The 16,775-nt window shown below is 72.2% G+C and carries 18 protein-coding genes and 1 riboswitch; of the genes, 10 read left to right on the top strand and 8 right to left on the bottom strand.

What is annotated here, in order from left to right:
- Nucleotides 1–17: 17 nt before the first annotated feature.
- The 3 genes from IE185_RS01925 (at nucleotide 18) to IE185_RS01915 (ending at nucleotide 2,732) form a co-directional block, all read left to right on the top strand.
- Nucleotides 18–947, top strand: coding sequence for a DUF2867 domain-containing protein (locus tag IE185_RS01925; protein ID WP_138894378.1), 930 nt, complete (start codon nucleotides 18–20; stop codon nucleotides 945–947).
- Nucleotides 948–965: 18 nt separating this feature from the next.
- On the top strand, nucleotides 966–2,318 hold the full coding sequence (locus tag IE185_RS01920; RefSeq protein ID WP_138894379.1) for a class II 3-deoxy-7-phosphoheptulonate synthase: 1,353 nt from the start codon (nucleotides 966–968) through the stop codon (nucleotides 2,316–2,318).
- Nucleotides 2,319–2,477: 159 nt separating this feature from the next.
- Nucleotides 2,478–2,732 carry a (2Fe-2S)-binding protein gene (locus tag IE185_RS01915; protein ID WP_167518888.1) on the top strand — a complete coding sequence of 85 codons (255 nt, stop codon included), beginning with the start codon at nucleotides 2,478–2,480 and terminating at the stop codon, nucleotides 2,730–2,732.
- 25 nt (nucleotides 2,733–2,757) lie between these two features.
- Here the strand turns inward: IE185_RS01915 and bfr are convergent, their stop codons facing one another.
- Nucleotides 2,758–3,237 carry a bacterioferritin gene (gene bfr, locus IE185_RS01910; protein WP_138894380.1) on the bottom strand — a complete coding sequence of 160 codons (480 nt, stop codon included), beginning with the start codon at nucleotides 3,235–3,237 and terminating at the stop codon, nucleotides 2,758–2,760.
- A gap of 155 nt (nucleotides 3,238–3,392) precedes the next feature.
- Between bfr and IE185_RS01905 the strand changes: the two genes are divergently transcribed.
- Nucleotides 3,393–4,025 carry a sulfite oxidase-like oxidoreductase gene (locus IE185_RS01905; RefSeq protein ID WP_138894381.1) on the top strand — a complete coding sequence of 211 codons (633 nt, stop codon included), beginning with the start codon at nucleotides 3,393–3,395 and terminating at the stop codon, nucleotides 4,023–4,025.
- Nucleotides 4,026–4,055: 30 nt separating this feature from the next.
- Here the strand turns inward: IE185_RS01905 and IE185_RS01900 are convergent, their stop codons facing one another.
- From IE185_RS01900 to thiO, 6 genes are all read right to left on the bottom strand, one after another.
- Complete coding sequence (locus IE185_RS01900; RefSeq protein WP_138894382.1) at nucleotides 4,056–4,646, bottom strand: DUF4396 domain-containing protein; 591 nt, start codon at nucleotides 4,644–4,646, stop codon at nucleotides 4,056–4,058.
- Nucleotides 4,647–4,729: 83 nt separating this feature from the next.
- Nucleotides 4,730–5,605, bottom strand: coding sequence for a deoxyribonuclease IV (locus IE185_RS01895; protein ID WP_138894383.1), 876 nt, complete (start codon nucleotides 5,603–5,605; stop codon nucleotides 4,730–4,732).
- Between the two features lie 56 nt (nucleotides 5,606–5,661).
- The gene (gene pknB / locus IE185_RS01890; protein ID WP_138894384.1) at nucleotides 5,662–7,608 is read right to left on the bottom strand and encodes a Stk1 family PASTA domain-containing Ser/Thr kinase; all 1,947 of its coding nucleotides are present in this window, start codon (nucleotides 7,606–7,608) and stop codon (nucleotides 5,662–5,664) included.
- 149 nt (nucleotides 7,609–7,757) lie between these two features.
- The gene (locus IE185_RS01885) at nucleotides 7,758–8,552 is read right to left on the bottom strand and encodes a thiazole synthase (RefSeq protein WP_189714475.1); all 795 of its coding nucleotides are present in this window, start codon (nucleotides 8,550–8,552) and stop codon (nucleotides 7,758–7,760) included.
- A gap of 3 nt (nucleotides 8,553–8,555) precedes the next feature.
- A complete protein-coding gene (gene thiS / locus IE185_RS01880) occupies nucleotides 8,556–8,756 on the bottom strand; it encodes a sulfur carrier protein ThiS (protein ID WP_138897056.1) in 201 nt (66 codons plus the stop codon).
- The gene (thiO, locus tag IE185_RS01875; protein ID WP_138897057.1) at nucleotides 8,753–9,952 is read right to left on the bottom strand and encodes a glycine oxidase ThiO; all 1,200 of its coding nucleotides are present in this window, start codon (nucleotides 9,950–9,952) and stop codon (nucleotides 8,753–8,755) included. Before thiO ends, thiS begins: the two co-directional genes overlap by 4 nt.
- Nucleotides 9,950–10,062: riboswitch (TPP riboswitch) on the bottom strand. (Overlaps the previous gene by 3 nt.)
- 92 nt (nucleotides 10,063–10,154) lie before the next feature.
- On the opposite strand from thiO, the gene IE185_RS01870 reads away from it, so the two are divergent.
- The 6 genes from IE185_RS01870 to IE185_RS01845 all read left to right on the top strand — a co-directional run bounded on the left by IE185_RS01870 (nucleotide 10,155) and on the right by IE185_RS01845 (nucleotide 14,865).
- Nucleotides 10,155–10,505: an avidin-fold protein gene (locus IE185_RS01870; protein WP_138897058.1), complete on the top strand. Its 351-nt coding sequence runs from the start codon at nucleotides 10,155–10,157 to the stop codon at nucleotides 10,503–10,505.
- Nucleotides 10,506–10,622: 117 nt separating this feature from the next.
- Nucleotides 10,623–11,786, top strand: a complete 1,164-nt coding sequence (locus IE185_RS01865) for an NAD(P)/FAD-dependent oxidoreductase (RefSeq protein ID WP_373303686.1) — start codon at nucleotides 10,623–10,625, stop codon at nucleotides 11,784–11,786.
- A 68-nt stretch (nucleotides 11,787–11,854) separates the two neighbouring features.
- Complete coding sequence (locus IE185_RS01860; protein ID WP_138897060.1) at nucleotides 11,855–12,220, top strand: Rv2175c family DNA-binding protein; 366 nt, start codon at nucleotides 11,855–11,857, stop codon at nucleotides 12,218–12,220.
- Nucleotides 12,221–12,298: 78 nt separating this feature from the next.
- On the top strand, nucleotides 12,299–12,979 hold the full coding sequence (gene thiE, locus IE185_RS01855; protein ID WP_138897061.1) for a thiamine phosphate synthase: 681 nt from the start codon (nucleotides 12,299–12,301) through the stop codon (nucleotides 12,977–12,979).
- 116 nt (nucleotides 12,980–13,095) lie between these two features.
- The gene (metF, locus tag IE185_RS01850; RefSeq protein ID WP_138897062.1) at nucleotides 13,096–14,013 is read left to right on the top strand and encodes a methylenetetrahydrofolate reductase [NAD(P)H]; all 918 of its coding nucleotides are present in this window, start codon (nucleotides 13,096–13,098) and stop codon (nucleotides 14,011–14,013) included.
- A 51-nt stretch (nucleotides 14,014–14,064) separates the two neighbouring features.
- Nucleotides 14,065–14,865 (top strand): hypothetical protein, encoded by an 801-nt coding sequence (locus IE185_RS01845; RefSeq protein ID WP_138897063.1) that lies wholly within the window; start codon nucleotides 14,065–14,067, stop codon nucleotides 14,863–14,865.
- A gap of 18 nt (nucleotides 14,866–14,883) precedes the next feature.
- On the opposite strand, the gene IE185_RS01840 is transcribed toward IE185_RS01845, so the two are convergent.
- Complete coding sequence (locus IE185_RS01840; protein ID WP_138897064.1) at nucleotides 14,884–16,392, bottom strand: phytoene desaturase family protein; 1,509 nt, start codon at nucleotides 16,390–16,392, stop codon at nucleotides 14,884–14,886.
- Nucleotides 16,393–16,775: the final 383 nt, after the last annotated feature.

The raw sequence follows: 16,775 nt of genomic DNA, 5'->3' as shown, positions 1-16,775 counted from the left end.
GCGTATGGAGGTTCGTCATGAGCGAGATCCGCGATGTCCACGAGCGCACCGTCGAGGCCCCCGCGGAGGTGGTCGGGCCGCTGCTCGACCGCCTCTCCGCGACGGACGACCCGATCTTTCCCACGCCGGCCTGGGAGCCCATGTGCTTCGACGGCCCGCTCGCGGTGGGGGCCGCCGGCGGCCACGGCCCGGTCCGCTACAGCGTCGCGGCGTACGAACCGGGCCGCCGGGTCCGTTTCGCCTTCGCGCCGCCCGACAACGGGTTCCACGAGATGACGGTGGAGCCGCTCGGGCCCGGGCGCTGCGTCGTACGGCACGTACTGGAGCAGGACCTGCGGGGCGGCCGGCTCCTGCTGTGGCTGGCGGTCGTGAAGGCGGTCCACGGCACGGTGGTCGAGGAGGTCTTCGACAACATCGAACGAGTCGCGGCCGGCCCGGTGGAGAGCCCCGTGCGGTGGTCGGCGTGGGTGCGGCTGCTGCACCGGCTGAACTGGGGCAGAGCGGTCGCCGTGGACATCCCCGAGCGGGCCGGGCTGATCCGTACCGCCCTCGACCGCCCGGCCTACCGGGACGCCTACCGGATGGAACTGCTGCCCGGGATGCCCCGTGATCCGGACGGCTGGACGGGCATTCTGCGGGACGCCTTCCCGGTCGTGGCGCGCGAGGGCGGCGAACTGCTGATGAACGTCGACACGGCGGGCGTCACGGCGCGGGCGTCCATCCTGGTCGACGACCGGTATGTGACGCTCAGCACGGTGGCCAGGGCCGACACCCCGCAAGGGCGTCTTTACTGGGGCGTCGTACGCAGGGTGCATCCCTTCATGGCCCGCCTCATGCTGCGCCGCACCCACCGCGGCCTGGCGCTCGCCGCGCCCAGCGCGGGGGAGCGGGCCCTGGCCGAAAGCGCCGTCTCATCTGGTGGGCCTGAGAATGGACTGGCGGGCTGACCCCGTAATGTTGTCAGGGTGACCGTGAACGCTAAGACCACCCCTGAGGGTGGCAACACCTGGCGAGACCTTCCCGCGGCGCAGCAGCCCGAGTACCCCGATGCCGAGGCTCTGCGCGATGTGATCGCGGACCTCGAGTCGTATCCGCCGCTCGTCTTCGCGGGCGAGTGCGATCAGCTGCGCGCCCGACTGGGAGCCGTCGCCAAGGGCGAGGCGTTCCTGTTGCAGGGCGGCGACTGCGCCGAGGCATTCGACGCCGTATCCGCCGACCACATCCGAAACAAGCTCAAGACCCTTCTCCAGATGGGCGCGGTACTGACGTACGCCGCCTCCGTGCCCGTCGTGAAGGTGGGCCGGATCGCCGGCCAGTACTCCAAGCCGCGCTCCAAGAACACCGAGACCCGCGACGGCGTCACCCTGCCGACCTACCGCGGCGACTCGGTCAACGGCTTCGAGTTCACCGAGAAGGCCCGGATCCCGGACCCCGAGCGGCTGAAGCGGATGTACCACGCGTCCGCCTCGACGCTGAACCTCGTGCGCGCCTTCACCACCGGCGGTTACGCGGACCTGCGCCAGGTGCACGCCTGGAACCAGGACTTCGTGAAGTCCTCGCCCTCCGGGCAGCGTTACGAGCAGCTCGCCCGCGAGATCGACAACGCGCTGAACTTCATGAAGGCGGCCGGGACCGACCCCGCGGAGTTCCGCACGGTCGAGTTCTACGCCTCGCACGAAGCGCTGCTGATGGACTACGAGACCGCCCTGACCCGGGTCGACTCGCGTACGGGCCACCTGTACGACGTATCGGGCCACATGCTGTGGATCGGTGAGCGCACCCGCCAGCTCGACGGCGCGCACATCGAGTTCGCCTCGAAGATCCGCAACCCGATCGGCGTGAAGCTCGGTCCGACGACCACGGTCGACGAGGCGCTGAGCTACGTCGACAAGCTCGACCCGGACCGCGAGCCCGGCCGGCTGACCTTCGTCGTCCGCATGGGCGCCGACAAGGTGCGCGACAAGCTCCCTGAGCTGGTCGAGAAGGTCACCGCCTCCGGCGCGGCCGTGGCGTGGGTGACCGACCCGATGCACGGCAACACCTACGAGGCGGCCTCCGGCCACAAGACGCGTCGCTTCGACGACGTGCTCGACGAGGTCAAGGGCTTCTTCGAGGTGCACAAGGGCCTGGGTACGCACCCGGGCGGCATCCACGTCGAGCTGACCGGCGACGACGTCACGGAGTGCGTGGGCGGCGGCGACGAGATCTTCGTCGACGACCTGCACCAGCGCTACGAGACGGCCTGCGACCCGCGGCTCAACCGCAGCCAGTCGCTGGACCTGGCGTTCCTGGTCGCCGAGATGTACCGCGACCAGTAGGCGGCAGAGCCGAGCGGCGGCAGTACGGATGTGGGGCGCGGATCGAATGTGATCCGCGCCCCACAGTCGTATCGGGCCCGGGGCTTTTGCGTGCGGGGGACGACGGGTAAGGTTAGGTTGACCTTACCGATTAGTCGTCCCCCTCGCCCAGGTCAGGAGGTGTGCCGCGTGTTCGTCTGTTCCTGCTTCGGCGTAACGGATCAGCAGATCAAGGAGCACGCTGCCGCCGGTGCCTGCACACCGCGCCAGATCGCATCGGTCAGCAAGGCGGGGACGGACTGCGGCTCCTGCGTCCGCACGATCCAGGGGCTGCTCGGCCGCGGGGCGTGCCCCCGGCGCGCCCTGATCGACAGCGGCGGGACGGCGCTCGCCGAGACCGCCCTCGTTGACGCGCCCCTGTCCGAAGCGGCCTGACGGCGCGCGGCTGGCCAGGGCCGGCTCAGCTCTCCGGCTGCTCGATCAGCTGGGCGATGTAGAGCGCCTCACCGAGCTTCTCGACCAGTTCGAGCTGGGTGTCGAGGTAGTCGATGTGGTGCTCCTCGTCCTTGAGGATGTCCTCGAAGATGTTCGCCGAGGTGATGTCGCCCTTGGCCCGCATGACCTCGATGCCCCGCTTGAGGCGGTCGATCGCCTCGACCTCGACCTGCCGGTCGGCCTTGAACATCTCGGTGACGGTCTGCCCCACCCGGACATGGAAGAGCCGCTGGTAATTCGGCAGGCCGTCCAGGAACAGAATCCGGTCGGTCAGTGTCTCCGCGTGCCGCATCTCGTCGAAGGACTCGGCCCGGGTGTACTTCGCGAGCTTCGTCCAGCCGAAGTTGTCCTGCATTTTGGCGTGCAGGAAGTACTGGTTGATGGCAGTCAGCTCGGCGGTCAGCTGCTCGTTGAGGAATTCGAGGACCTCGGGGTCGCCCTGCATCGCAGAGGCTCCTTCCAGGCGTAGTACTGGGCAGGTTTCGCGCATCCTCGCATCGCGGATGAGGGGCGTCCAGTAAGTGCAGGCTTATCAGGAGTTGCCCCGAATAGGGTCAGACCTGGTCATGACCACCCTTCGCCGTCTGTCACCATGGAGTCATGGGTCAGCCGGAAAGCCGGGAACATCACGAAACAACGCAGCCCGAGCTTCCGCCGGGGCAGCGGCTGCAGCGTGGCTGGCCCGTCACCCACTACGGTCCTGTACCCAAATTCAAGCCGGATCGCTGGGAGTTCCGCGTATTCGGTGCGACGGCCGACGGCGACAAGCGCTGCTGGAACCACGAACAGTTCTCGGCGCTCCCGTTCTCCACGGTCGAGGCCGATCTGCACTGCGTCACGAAATTCAGCATGCTGGGGGCCGAATGGGGCGGCGTACTCGCTCGTACGCTCGTCGAACTCGCGCCCCCCGGGCCGAACGTCACGCACGTCATGGTCTGGGCCGAGTACGGCTTCAGCGCGAACCTGCGGCTCGCGGACTTCACTTCGGACCGGACGATCTTCGCCACGCACAAGGGCGGCGAGCTGCTCACCGCCGAGCACGGGTTCCCGCTGCGCCTGGTCGTGCCGCACCTGTACGCCTGGAAGGGGCCCAAGTGGGTCCGGGGCGTCGAGTACATGACGGCGGACCGGCGGGGCTTCTGGGAGGAGCGCGGCTACCACAACGTCGGCGACCCCTGGCGGGAGCAGCGGTACTCCTACCAGGAGGAGCCGGGGGACGGCCCCGAGCTGTAGGGCCGTCCGCCAGGTGGGGATCCCGGGCGTTCAGTGGTGGTACTGGTGGACCACCGCGTGACCCTTGCCTCGGCCGATCATCCACTTGTTGACGGGTGTGGTGACGAGGAACGCGGCGAAGAGCGCGAAGGCGAGTACGCCCCAGAACATCCAGTCGGTGAGATGCGCGTCCATCGCGCCCGGCCAGAGGGCCAGTACACCGTTGTCGATCAGCTCCATGACGGCGATCGAGAGGGTGTCGGCGGCGAGGGCGACACGGAACGCGGTCCGGAAGTCGACGCCGGCCCTGAGGACGCCGAGCAGGGTGAGCGCGTAACCGAAGGTGAAGGCCAGGGCGATCGCCAGGATCATCGTCGGCACGTCGCCCCAGCCGAGCGCGGTGCCGATGACCAGGCCGAGCACTTCGCCGATGGCGCATCCGGTGAGGCAGTGGAGCGTGGCCCGGGAGGCCATGGACCAGCTGACCTTGCCGTGGGCTTGGGCGTGGGCGGCGGGGTTGGCGTGGTCCTGGTGTGCGCCGTGGTCGCCCTGTGCCGCGTGCTCTGCGTGGTCGTTGTGGCTGTCGTGGCCCCCGTGGCCGTGGCCGTGGTGCGTGTCGTGCGCGTGTCCGTCCTGCTTCATCGTGAGCCCCCAAGTGGCGGTTCCTGCCTACAGGCAGAACCGTATACCCCCCAGGGGTATTCCTCAACGCGTTTCAGGAGTGCTCAGAAATCACGCAGCTCCTTCAGCCTCGCCACGTCCGCCGCGTGGCCCTCCTTGCCCCCGGGCGTCTCGATCGTCAGAGGTACGCCCTCGGTCGCCGGGTGCGAGAACAGCTCCCGGAACGGCTCGTCGCCGATGTGGCCCGCGCCGATGTTCTCGTGCCGGTCCTTGTGGGCGCCGACGCCCTCCTTGGAGTCGTTGGCGTGGATCAGCTTGAGCCGTCCCTCGCCGACCGTGTCCATCAGCAGATCCAGCGTCTGCTTCATCCCGCCGGGCCCCGCCAGGTCGTGTCCCGCCGCGAATATGTGGCACGTGTCGAGGCAGACGCCGAGCTTGGGATGCGCGTCGAGCGCCTCGAAGTACGGGCCGAAGTCCCAGGTGCGCGAGCACAGCGAGGAGCCCTGCCCCGCCGTCGATTCGAGCAGCAGGAACGGGTCGTCGTCGTGGGTCAGCTCGTCGAGCAGCGGCAGCAGGTGCGTGCGTACCTGCGCGAGCGCCTCGGAGCGCGGCCGGCCGCCGGTCGCCGAGCCGGTGTGCACCACCACGCCCAGCGCGCCGATCTCCCGGCCGCGGCGCAGCGAGTGCCGCAGCGACTCGACGGACCTCTCCACGGTCGCCTCGGTGTGCGAGCCGAAGTTGATCAGGTACGGGGCGTGGACGTACGCCGGTATGCGTTCGGCGGCGCAGGCGGCGCGGAACACCTCGTCCTGGGCCGGATTGCCGGTGGGCGTCGCCCAGCCGCGCGGGTTGGCGACGAAGACCTGGACGGCCTCGGCGCCCATCTCACGGGCGTAGACGAGGCCGGTCGTGGCGAGGCCGCCGGCCACGGGCACGTGGCCGCCGACGGGGTTGCGGGAGGGGAAAGGTGCGTTGCTCATCGCCGTCAAGGATGCCAGGACCGGCGGACACTCCCGGTCCACCGGCCCACGGCCGGCTAGAGGCCGCCCTTGGTCCTGATGGTGATGGTGCTCCCCTCCGGGGCCTTGTCGCCCTCCTCGACCGACTGGCCGGCGATCTCGTCGCTGAACGACAGGAACGGCCGGTCGACCTCGACCTCGAAGCCCGCGTCCCGCAGCGCCCGCTTCGCGTCGTCGACGCTCTCCCCGACCACGTCGGGCACGGGGACCATGCGCGGTCCCTTGGACACCGTCAGCGTGACGGTGTCGCCCTTCGCGAGCTCGGAGCCCCCGGCAGCGGACTGCTTGGCGACGGCTCCGGCCTCGTGCGGCGAGGTGATCCGGGCGGACGCGACCTTGACCGCGAATCCGGCGTCCTCCAGTTCCGAGGTGGCGTCCTCGACGCTCTCCCCGGTCACGTCGGGCACCTTGATCCGGGTGCCCTTGCTGACGACGACGGCGATCGCGGAGTCCGGGTGCCGTTCGGTGCCGGCGCGCGGGTCCGTACGGACGACGGAACCCTGCGGTACGTCGTCGTCGAACGCCCTGGTCACGATGCCGGGGGCCAGCGCGGCCTTCTTGAGCTCGGCCTTGGCCTTGGCCAGGGGCAGGCCCTCGACGTCGGGGACCTTCACCGTCCGGGGGCCGCGGGAGACGACCAGCGTGACGGAGCCGTTGTCGCGGATGCGGGCGCGGGAGGCCGGATCGCTGTTCATGACCGTCCCCCGGTCGTACGTCTCGCTGTACGCGCGCTGCACCTTCTTCACGTCCAGACCGGCGGCGGAGAGCCGCTTCGTGGCCTCCTTCTCCGTCTGCCCGAGGAGCGAGGGGACGCGGGTGAACTGCCCGGAGTTGATGTACCAGACGCCGGCGCCGATCCCCAGGGCGAGCAGGACGGCGGCGACGACGGCGAACACGCCGCGCCTCGGTGCGAGGGCGCCGGCGCGGGTGCGCCGGGGGGCCGCCGGCCCGGGCGGGGGCATCTGGAGGCGGCTGGTGCGGTTGAGGGGCTCGTCGTCGGTGCTGCCGGTCGTGGCGCCGGTCGTGTTCACGGCGCGCGGGATGACGCTCGTACGGTCCTCGGCGCCGTCGTGCGTCACCGCGGCGCGGCCCTGCGGCGGCATCGCGTCGAGCTGCTCGTCGCTCAGGGCGGCGCGGGCCACCCTGGCCTGCGCGAGGAGGTCGACGGCGTCGTACGGACGGATCTCAGGATTGCGCGCGGTGGCGCCCGCGACGAGTTCGTCCAGCTCGACGGCGAGTCCCGGCACGGCGGCGGAGGGAGCCGGCACGTCCTCGTGGAGGTGCTGGTAGAGCACCTGCGCGGGGGTGCCGCCGGTGTGCGGCTTTGCGCCGGTCAGCATCTCGTACAGCACGACACCACAGGCGTAGACGTCGGCGCGGGTGTCGGCGGTGCCGTGTTCTATCTGCTCGGGCGCCAGGTACGACACGGTGCCCAGGACGGAGCCGGTGGTGCTGGTGACGGTGTCCACGGCCCGTACGAGACCGAAGTCGGCGACCTTCACGCGGCCGTCGTCCCCTATCAGCACGTTCTCGGGCTTCATGTCCCGGTGGACGAAGCCGGCGCGGTGAGCGGCGCCGAGGGCGGCCAGCACGGGCTCCAGGATGTCGAGCGCGGCCCGGGGCTGGAGCGCGCCGCGCTCGCGGAGCACGTCGCGCAGGGTGCAGCCGGCGACGTACTCCATGGCCAGGTAAACGTACGCCCCGTCGGTCCCCTGGTCGAAGACGCCGACCACGTTCGGGTGCGCGAGGCGGGCGACCGACTTGGCCTCGCGGATGAACCGGTCCACGAAGGAGGCGTCGGCGGCGAGCGTGGGGTGCATCACCTTGAGGGCGAGCACCCGGTCGAGGCGGGTGTCGACGGCCCGGTACACCGTGGCCATGCCGCCGACGGCGATGCGCGCGTCGATGCGGTAACGGCCGTCGAGCACGTGCCCGACGAGCGGGTCCTGAAGCGTCGTATCCACGGGGCGAGTCTACGAGCCGCCGCCGACAGCCCTGCCGCCCCGGGCGAGGCGGGGACGGTACTGCAGCCGAGCTGTGACAGGCGCCGACGCCCGCGGCGGGCCCGTTCCCCCTGCCCGGGGCCCCACGCCTGCCGCGCGCGGACGGCCCGTCAGAACGCCGGGCGCTCCGGGTCCAGCACCGCCAGGCCCGCCGCGGGCGACGACGCCTCGGCGAAGTGCCGCCGGGGGATCCGCCCCGCCCGGTACGCCAGCCGTCCCGCCTCCACCCCGCGCCGCATCGCCCCGGCCATCAGCACCGGCTCCTGCGCCCGCGTCACCGCCGACGCCAGCATCACCGCCGCGCACCCCAGCTCCATCGCCAGCGTCGCGTCCGACGCGGTGCCCGCCCCCGCGTCCAGAACGACCGGCACGCGCGCGTGTTCCACGATCAGCTGGAAATTGTGCGGGTTGCGGATGCCGAGCCCGGAGCCGATCGGCGACCCCAGCGGCATGATCGCCGCACACCCCACGTCCTCCAGCTTCCGCGCGAGCACGGGATCGTCGTTCGTGTACGGGAGCACGGTGAAGCCGTCGTCCACCAGCGTCTCCGCCGCGTCCAGCAGCTCGATCGGATCGGGCAGCAGCGTCCGCTCGTCCGCGACGACCTCCAGCTTCACCCAGTCCGTCCCCAGCGCCTCCCGCGCGAGGCGCGCCGTCAGCACCGCCTCGCCCGCCGTGAAGCACCCCGCGGTGTTCGGCAGCACCCTGATGCCGAGCTTCTCCAGAACGGAGAGCACCGATCCCTGGACGCTCGGATCGAGCCGCCGCATCGCGACGGTCGTCAGCTCGGTCCCGGACGCCACCAGGGAGCGTTCCAGTACGTCGAGGCTCGGCGCCCCGCCCGTGCCCATGATCAGACGCGAGGAGAACGTCGTGTCGCCGATGGTCAGAAGGTCGTCGGCCATGGTTCAGCCTCCCTGTACTGCGGTGAGCACTTCGATGCGGTCGCCGTCGCCGAGCGCGGTGGAATCCCACTGCCCGCGCGGTACGACGGTTTCGTTGAGGGCGGCGGCCACCCCGGAAGGGGCCCGCGTGAGGGTCGCCACGAGCGCGCCCAGCGTCGTACCGGCGACGACCTCGCGGATCTCGCCGTTCACGGAAATGGTCATACGGGCTGCTCCTGCGGTACGCAGACGGGGGGGACGGCGGCGGAGGGGGAGGCCGTGGACGCCGGCGCGAACCGCAGCGGGCTGAACGGACGCGCCACGTCCGGCAGCTCCCCGCCGGCCAGCACGGCGGCCATCGCGTCCCCCGTGACCGGCGTGAGCAGCACCCCGTTGCGGTAGTGCCCGGTGGCCAGGTGCAGCCCCGGCAGGGCGGTCGGCCCGAGGAGCGGCGCGTTGTCCGGGGAGCCCGGGCGCAGCCCCGCGAGGGTCTCCGTCAGCGGCAGTTCGGTGATCCCGGGCACCAGCTCGTGCGCGTCGCGCAGCAGCTCGTACACGCCGCCCGCCGTGACCGTCGTGTCCCAGCCGAGCTCCTCGCTCGTCGCGCCGACGACCAGCTCGCCGTTCTCGCGCGGCACGAGGTACACATGGCTGCCGCGCACCACCGCCCGCACCGTCCGGTTCAGGAACGGCGCGTACGCGCGCGGCACGGTCAGCCGCAGCACCTGCCCCTTCACCGGCCGTACCGGCGGCAGGACGTCCTGGGGTACGCCCGCGAGCCGGCCGCTGAGACTGCCGGCCGCCAGCACCACCTGGTCCGCCGTCAGCTCCGTGCCGTCCGCCAGCACGGCCCCGGTGGCCCTCTCCCGTACGACCGAGAGGCTTTGGGCCCAGCCGTGGTGCCAGGCCACACCGGCCCGCTCGCAGGCCGTCAGGAGGGCGGCGGCCAGTCGCCGCGGGTCGACCTGGTGGTCGCCGTCCACGCGCAGGCCCCCGCGCACGCCCGGCGCGAGCATCGGCTCCAGGCGTCGGCATTCGCGCCCCGTGAGCCACTGGGACTCCAGGCCCGAGCGTCGCTGGAGGGCGTGGAGTTCGCGCAGGTGGGCGCGGTCGTCCGTGTCGAGCGCCACGGCGAGCGTGCCGCACGCGCGGTAGCCGGTCTCCTGCCCGCTCGCCGCCTCCAGCTCGGCGACGAAGGCCGGGTAGCGCTCGGCGGACGCGAGGTTCAGCCCGAGCAGCGTCTCCTCGCCGTAGTGCAGTTCGGTGACGGCGGCGAGCATCCCGGCAGCGACCCGCGCGGCGCCGCCGCCCGGCCGCGGATCGGCGACGGCGACGCGCAGCCCCTTCTGCGCGGCCCGCCACGCCGTGACCAGGCCGATGATCCCGCCCCCGACCACGAGGACGTCTGATGTACGCGACATGGGCGTCCAGCCCCTCCCTTCGCCGGCATGACCCGGATCAGGTTCGTACGGTCGGAGGCCGGCCAGCCTCCCTCTCAGCCCGGTACGCCCGGACTCCCGCGAGTGGTTTTCCCGCCGGGGCCCGTGGATCTTCTCCCGGACCTCAGCAGTACGGTGGCCACCCTAACGCCCGGCCCCGACACGCTGTAAGGGAGCAATCGCTGTGGCCCGCTCGCTCGACGGACTCGTCCTCTCACCGGTGGCCGACCAGGCCCCGGGCCAGGTGGGCACGCGGACCCGCTTCACGTACCACGAGCAGGACGGCCGGATCTGGGCCGAGTACGCGGGCGGCGACGTCGTACGCGGTCACCTCGTCGGCACGCGCGAGGGCGACGCGCTGGACTTCCGCTACGTACAACTCAAGCAGGACGGCACCACCTCGTCCGGCCACTGCACGTCGACGGTGGTCGGCCTGCCCGACGGGCGGGTGCGGCTGGAGGAGACCTGGGCGTGGGAGTCGCAGGAGGGCAGCGGCACGAGCGCCGTCGAGGAGCTGCCCGCGCCGCTGGCGTGACGGTTTGTCAGATGTCTCGCTCCGTGGCCCTCGGGGCGGCCGCTGGCGCCGTCCTAGAGTGACCGGGTGAGCGATCAGAGGCAGACAGAGCGGCGCGTCGTCATCGTCGGCGCCGGAATGGCCGGCGTGCAGACCGCCGTGGCCCTGCGCGAGCAGGGCTGGACCGGCTCGGTCACGCTGATCGGCGCCGAGCCGCACCAGCCGTACGACCGGCCCCCGCTGTCCAAGGCGGTGCTGCTCGGCACGGCCGAGGGCTCGGCCTTCGACGTCGACTTCGAGGCGCTCGGCATCGCACTCCACCTGGGGCGCGAAGTGTCCGGCGTGCGCCCCGGCGCGCACGAGATCGACACGCCCTCGGGCCCGGTTCCGTACGACGTGCTGGTCGTCGCCACCGGCGCCGTGCCCCTCACGCTGCCCGGCGGCGAGGGCGTACCCGGTGTCCACCTCCTGCGCACCCTCGACGACGCCGCCCGGCTGCGGCCCGTCCTCGACCGGCAGCACGACATCGTGGTCGTCGGGGCGGGGTGGATCGGCGCGGAGTTCACCACGGCCGCCCGGGAGGCGGGCTGCGCGGTGACCGTCGTGGAGGCGGCCGACCGGCCGCTCGCCGGGACCCTGCCCGCCGAGGTCGCCGCTCCCATGGCCGGCTGGTACGCCGAGAGCGGCGCCGAACTGCTCACCGGCGCCCGCGTCGCGCGCGTCGAACCGGGCACGGTGGTCCTCGACGACGGCCGGCGGCTCGCGGCCGGCGCGGTGGTCGTCGGCATCGGCGCCCGGCCCGCCACGGCCTGGCTCGCCGGCTCCGGCATCGTCCTCGGACCGGACGGATCGGTCACCGCCGACGCGCGCCTGCGCGCCTCGCAGCCGGACGTGTACGCCGTCGGGGACTGCGCGTCCTTCCCCTCCACCCGCTACGGGGAGCGCCTGCTCGTCCACCACTGGGACAACGCGCTCCAGGGACCGCGCACGGTCGCGGCGAACATCCTGGGGCAGGCTCCGCAGGACTACGACCCGGTCCCGTACTTCTGGTCCGAGCAGTTCGGCCGCTTCGTGCAGTACGCGGGCCACCACGCCCACGCCGACACGACGGTGTGGCGCGGCGACCCGGCCGACGCCGCCTGGTCGGTGTGCTGGCTGCGCGACGGGGCGCTCGTCGCCCTGCTCACCGTGGCGCGTCCGCGCGACCTCGCGCAGGGCCGCAGGCTCATCGCGTCGGGGGCGCGCCTCGACCCGGAGCGGGCCGCCGATCCGTCCGTACCGCTCAAGTCCGCCACCCTTTAGGCGGGCACCGCGCCCCGTACGGCAGGCCCCGGCTACCGACTGTCAGTCCCAGGTGGCACGCTTGTCCCGTGACCGAGATTGACGCAAAGATCGATGCTCTCGTCCCCGCCTGGCTCAACCTCCCCGACATCGCGGAAATGCTCGATGTCGAGGTGACGCGCGTCCGGCAGCTGGTCAAGGAAGGCCAGCTGATCGCCGTACGGCGCGGAGAGAACAGGGTGCTCCAGGTGCCTGCCGCCTTCATCGACGGCAACAAGGTGGTCAAGGGTCTCGCAGGGACCCTGACGCTCCTGAGGGACGACGGCTTCTCCGACGAAGAGATGCTCGAGTGGCTCTTCACCTCCGACCCGACCCTGCCCGGCACCCCCGCGCAGGCGTTGAGTGAGAATCGCGGCACGGAGGTGAAGCGGCGCGCCCAGGCGCTGGCCGTCTGACCTCAGCCGACACAACCGACGCGGCGCACGGGCCTCCACCGGCCCGTGCGCCGCCCACCACCCCGGGGGGACATCACCATGCCCGCGTCCACATCCACGCCCCTGGCCGGCGCCGCCGCACGCGAGCGGCTCGCCGATGCCCGGCTGTACCTCTGCACGGACGCGCGCAAGCGGCAGGGCGACCTCCCGGAGTTCCTCGACGCCGTCCTGTCCTCCGGCGTGGACATCGTGCAGCTGCGCGACAAGGGCATGGAGGCGGCCGAGGAGCTGGAGCACCTCCAGCTCTTCGACGACGCCTGCCGCAGGCACGGCAAGCTGCTCGCCGTGAACGACCGCGCCGACGTGGCCCATGCCATCGGCGCGGGCGTGCTGCACCTGGGCCAGGGCGACCTGCCCGTCCCGGCCGCGCGGGCCGTCCTCGGCGACACCGTTCTCGTCGGCCGCTCCACGCACGCCGAGTCCGAGGTCGACGCCGCCGCGGCCGAGCCCGGCGTCGACTACTTCTGCACGGGCCCCTGCTGGCCCACCCCCACCAAGCCCGGCCGGTACGCCCCGGGCCTGGGCCTCGTCCGGTACGCCGCCGGGCTGCGCCAGGACCGGCCGTGGTTCGCGATCGGCGGCATCGACGGGGGCAATCTCGACGAGGTGCTGGACGCGGGCGCCCGCCGGGTGGTGGTCGTCCGGGCGATCACCGAGGCCGAAGATCCGGCCGCCGCCGCGGCCGCGCTCGCGAAGCGGGTCAGGGCGTACGCCGGGTGACGCTTCGGGCGGTCAGGAGTGTCCACGACTGTCCGACAGGCGGACAATAATCCGGCAATATGGACAAAACCCTCCCTTTTATTGGGTCCTCGCCGAGCCCTCGTTAACCTGCGGGTATGGCCCTTGGCACAGCTTCGACCAGGACGGATCACGCGCCCACCGTGCGTGATCTGCTCGCGACCGGCAAGACCACGTACTCGTTCGAGTTCTTCGCGCCCCGGACCGAAAAGGGTGAGCGGAACCTCTGGAACGCGCTGCGCCGGGTCGAGGCCGTGGCCCCCAGCTTCGTCTCCGTGACGTACGGGGCGGGCGGGTCCACCCGGGCCGGCACGGTCGGGGCCACCGAGCAGATCGCCTCCGACTCCACGCTCACCCCGGTCGCCCACCTCACGGCGGTCGACCACTCCGTCGCCGAACTGCGCAACATGATCGGCCAGTACGCGGACGCCGGGATCCGGAACATCCTCGCCGTACGAGGAGACCCGCCCGGCGACCCGATGGGCGAGTGGGTCAAGCACCCGCAGGGCGTGCGGTACGCCGCCGACCTGGTCCGGCTCATCAAGGAGTCCGGCGACTTCTGCGTGGGCGTCGCGGCCTTCCCCGAGATGCACCCGCGGTCGACCGACTGGGACACCGACATCGCGCACTTCACGGCCAAGTGCCGGGCCGGCGCCGACTACGCGATCACCCAGATGTTCTTCGATCCGGAGAACTACCTGCGGCTGCGCGACCGGGTCGCGGCGGCCGGCTGCGAGACGCCGATCATCCCCGAGGTCATGCCCGTGACCGGTGTCAAACAGCTCGACAGACTCCCGCAGCTGAGCAACGCGCACTTCCCGCCCGCCGTGAAAGAGCGGATCCTCGCCGTCAAGGACGATCCAGCCGCTGTACGCTCCATTGGCATCGAGTTCGCCACGGAGTTCTGCGCGAGGCTGCTCTCCGAGGGCGTACCCGGATTGCACTTCATCACGCTCAACAACTCCACGGCGACGCTTGAGATCTACGAGAATCTCGGACTGCACGAGCAGTCCTGACCGGCCGTACCCGCCACCCTTCACGGCGGCGGCCGTAAGAGAGGGGCGGGCATGGGCTGGGCGGTCCTCTACATCGCGTTCGGGGTGGTCGCACTGTGGCTGCTCGGCGAAGTGCTGCTGCAGTACAAGGCGCGGCTGAGGTGGCGGCTGCTGGCCTTCGCCGGGTTCATGGGTGTGGTCCTCGGCGTGCTGATGCCGTCCGTGTTCGTCATCGCGGGCGGCGCCGTCGCGTTCGCGATCGGCCAGACGTACGTCACGCTGTCGTTCCGCCGGGGCTTCTCGACCGGCTGGGCGATCGGCGGCAAGCCGGGCGAGAGCCGCCGCCGCAAGCGCGGGGCGCGGCCCGTCGAGCAGGAGCCGACGCTGGAGGTGTCGGACCTCGCGTACGAACCCGCCGCATCCGACGAGCCGGTGTTCACGCCGACGCAGCCGGTGCCGGACGAGACCGGGCAGTACGGCGTGTACGACGTGGCGGCGTACGCGGCCCAGCAGCAGTCCCAGAACGACGCGTTCGCGGCCGGCTACGGCGGCTACGACACCTACACCGGCTACGACCAGCCGAACCAGGAGACGTACGCCGGCCCGTACGACTACCCGGCGGGCCAGCAGCAGTACGCCGCCTACTCCGACCCGTACATCGGCACCCAGCCCTACGGCACGCCGCAGTACGGCGGCCAGGAGGACTACGGCTACGCCGCCGCCCCCCAGTACGGCAACGACACCCCGCCCGGCGGCGTCTGGGTCCCGCAGCAGCGTGACGGCGAACAGTCCTTCGGCGGCGAACAGCAGGCCCAGGAGCCGTACCAGAACGGCTACGACACCACCGGCTACAACGAGCAGTACCGCTACTGACCCGGCCGGCCCGCGCCCCTACTGCGAGCCCCGGAAACCCTCCCCCTCGACGAGGAGCCCTGCGACCAGGGCCCCGGACATCCCGGCGTGCGCCAGTCCGCCGCCGGGGTGCGCCCACCCGCCGGCCAGCAGGAGACCCGGCAGCCGGGTGCTGTTGCCCGGGTGCAGCAGCCGGCCCGCCGCGCCCGCCAGCGAGGGCGGCGGCACCGAACCTCCCGGGGCTCCCGTCGCGGCCGCGGTGTCCGCCGGCGTGCGGACGACGCGCCACAGCAGGCGCTCGCGCAGGTCCGGCACAGCGGCGAGCGCGGCTTCGACCATCGCGTCGGCGTTCCGCGCGACCAGCGCTTCGTCCGTCCAGTCCACAGGCCCCTGGGCGGCCACGGTCGTCGTGAGCGTGACGGCCTCGTGGGCGTCGTCCGGGCGGGTCAGCGGGTCGTCCGGACGCAGCACGGTGACCGTGGGGCGCTCGGTGTGCTCCCCGGTGAAGGCCGCCGACGCCTCCGCGCCCGCGTCGGGGGAGTGGACCACCGTCCGGTGCGCGGTCTTGTCCGGGCGGCCGCCGCGCAGCGCCAGGAGGACCGTGAGCCGGCTCGGGGGAACGGGCCCCGGCACGACGTCGCCCCCGGCCCACACCTCGCGGCCCGGCGTCATGCCGCCGAGGAGGCGTGGGTCGCCGCCGAAGACCACCGAGTCCGCTTCGACGGCCGTGCCGTCGGCCAGCTCCACGCCCGCCGCGCGGCCGTCCTTCTCCGTGACCGCGACGACCTCGGCGCCGAAGGCGAACTCCACCCTCCGCGCCAGGCACCGCTCGTACAGCGCCCGCGCCAGCTCCCGCATCCCGCCGCGCACGTACCAGCTGCCGAAGGTCTGCTCCATGTACGGCAGCACGGCGGCGGCGGCGGGCGCGGTGCGCGGGTCGAGCCCGTACGCCAGGGCGTGGCTGTCGAGCAGGGCGGCGAGCCGGGGCTCGGCCAGCTCCCACGCGCCGATCTCCGCCACGGTGGCCGCGACAAGGTCGCGCCGCAGCATCCTGCGCCGGGGCACCGCCGGATACGGATCCCGTCCCAGCACCTGCCAGTCGGGCCACAGCGGTTCCTCGAGCAGCGGGCGTCTGGTCCTGTCCCACGCGTCGCGCGCCCGGTTCAGGAACGCGCCCCACCGTTCGCCCGTACCCGACCCCAGGGCCGCGTCCAGGGCCGAGACGATGCCCGCCCGTGAGGCGTTGGGCAGCGACACGTCCGTACCGTCGGCGAACAGGTGGCGGCTCGCCGGGTCCACGGGCACGAGCCCGACGCACTGCTCCAGGGACTCCTTGCCGGTCTTGGCGAACAGGTCCCGGTAGACGGCGGGCAGGTGCAGCAGGCCCGGCCCCGTGTCGAAGACGAAGCCGTCCCGCTCGAACCTGCCCAGCGCGCCGCCGTACGTCGCCGCGCGCTCGTACACCGCCACGCGGTGTCCCGCGACGGCCAGCCGGGCGGCGGACGCCATCGCGCCCATCCCGGAGCCGATCACCACAATCCGTGCCATGCCAGGGACTTTAGCGGCCGGCACTGACAACCCCGCCGGGGGCAGGGGGAGTACGCGCGCGGACGCGCTCGTCACCAGCCGCCGTCCGGGGCGGCTGGGGCGGGGCACACAGGCGTGAGTACCCGTACTCAGTGCGGGAGATGAGTAGCTGTGCGGATGGGTTCCCACCTGCGGGGACGGAAGAGTGGGGACCACGGAAGGGGCGCGGCGCCCGCACCGCCGACACGGGGCGGCGGAGCGGCGCGGCTCCCCTGCCGGCGCGGGGGGCGCGACCACGGGGTCGGGGGACTCCGGGGGAGCACGCGGGGGAGTACGGCAGGACGCCGGTCGGCGGGGGCTCGGGGGGACGAGCCTCGTCCGACCGGCGTTTCGCCGTCTCGCGG

The sequence above is a fragment of the Streptomyces chryseus genome, assembly GCF_014650755.1.
Taxonomy (GTDB): Bacteria; Actinomycetota; Actinomycetes; order Streptomycetales; family Streptomycetaceae; genus Streptomyces; species Streptomyces chryseus.
Note: the sequence above shows the minus strand (reverse complement) of the source record. Positions and strands in the feature narration are given on the sequence as shown.

Bases quoted from the DNA above. Each gene is read 5' to 3' on its own strand.
- IE185_RS01925 (WP_138894378.1), top strand. From the start codon at position 18: ATGAGCGAGATCCGCGATGTCCACGAGCGCACCGTCGAGGCCCCCGCG.
- bfr (WP_138894380.1), bottom strand. From the start codon at position 3,237: ATGCAGGGCGACCCCGAGGTCCTCGAATTCCTCAACGAGCAGCTGACC.
- IE185_RS01905 (WP_138894381.1), top strand. From the start codon at position 3,393: ATGGGTCAGCCGGAAAGCCGGGAACATCACGAAACAACGCAGCCCGAG.
- IE185_RS01900 (WP_138894382.1), bottom strand. From the start codon at position 4,646: ATGAAGCAGGACGGACACGCGCACGACACGCACCACGGCCACGGCCAC.
- IE185_RS01895 (WP_138894383.1), bottom strand. From the start codon at position 5,605: ATGAGCAACGCACCTTTCCCCTCCCGCAACCCCGTCGGCGGCCACGTG.
- IE185_RS01885 (WP_189714475.1), bottom strand. From the start codon at position 8,552: ATGGCCGACGACCTTCTGACCATCGGCGACACGACGTTCTCCTCGCGT.
- thiS (WP_138897056.1), bottom strand. From the start codon at position 8,756: ATGACCATTTCCGTGAACGGCGAGATCCGCGAGGTCGTCGCCGGTACG.
- thiO (WP_138897057.1), bottom strand. From the start codon at position 9,952: ATGTCGCGTACATCAGACGTCCTCGTGGTCGGGGGCGGGATCATCGGC.
- IE185_RS01865 (WP_373303686.1), top strand. From the start codon at position 10,623: ATGGCCGGCGTGCAGACCGCCGTGGCCCTGCGCGAGCAGGGCTGGACC.
- thiE (WP_138897061.1), top strand. From the start codon at position 12,299: ATGCCCGCGTCCACATCCACGCCCCTGGCCGGCGCCGCCGCACGCGAG.
- metF (WP_138897062.1), top strand. From the start codon at position 13,096: ATGGCCCTTGGCACAGCTTCGACCAGGACGGATCACGCGCCCACCGTG.
- IE185_RS01845 (WP_138897063.1), top strand. From the start codon at position 14,065: ATGGGCTGGGCGGTCCTCTACATCGCGTTCGGGGTGGTCGCACTGTGG.
- IE185_RS01840 (WP_138897064.1), bottom strand. From the start codon at position 16,392: ATGGCACGGATTGTGGTGATCGGCTCCGGGATGGGCGCGATGGCGTCC.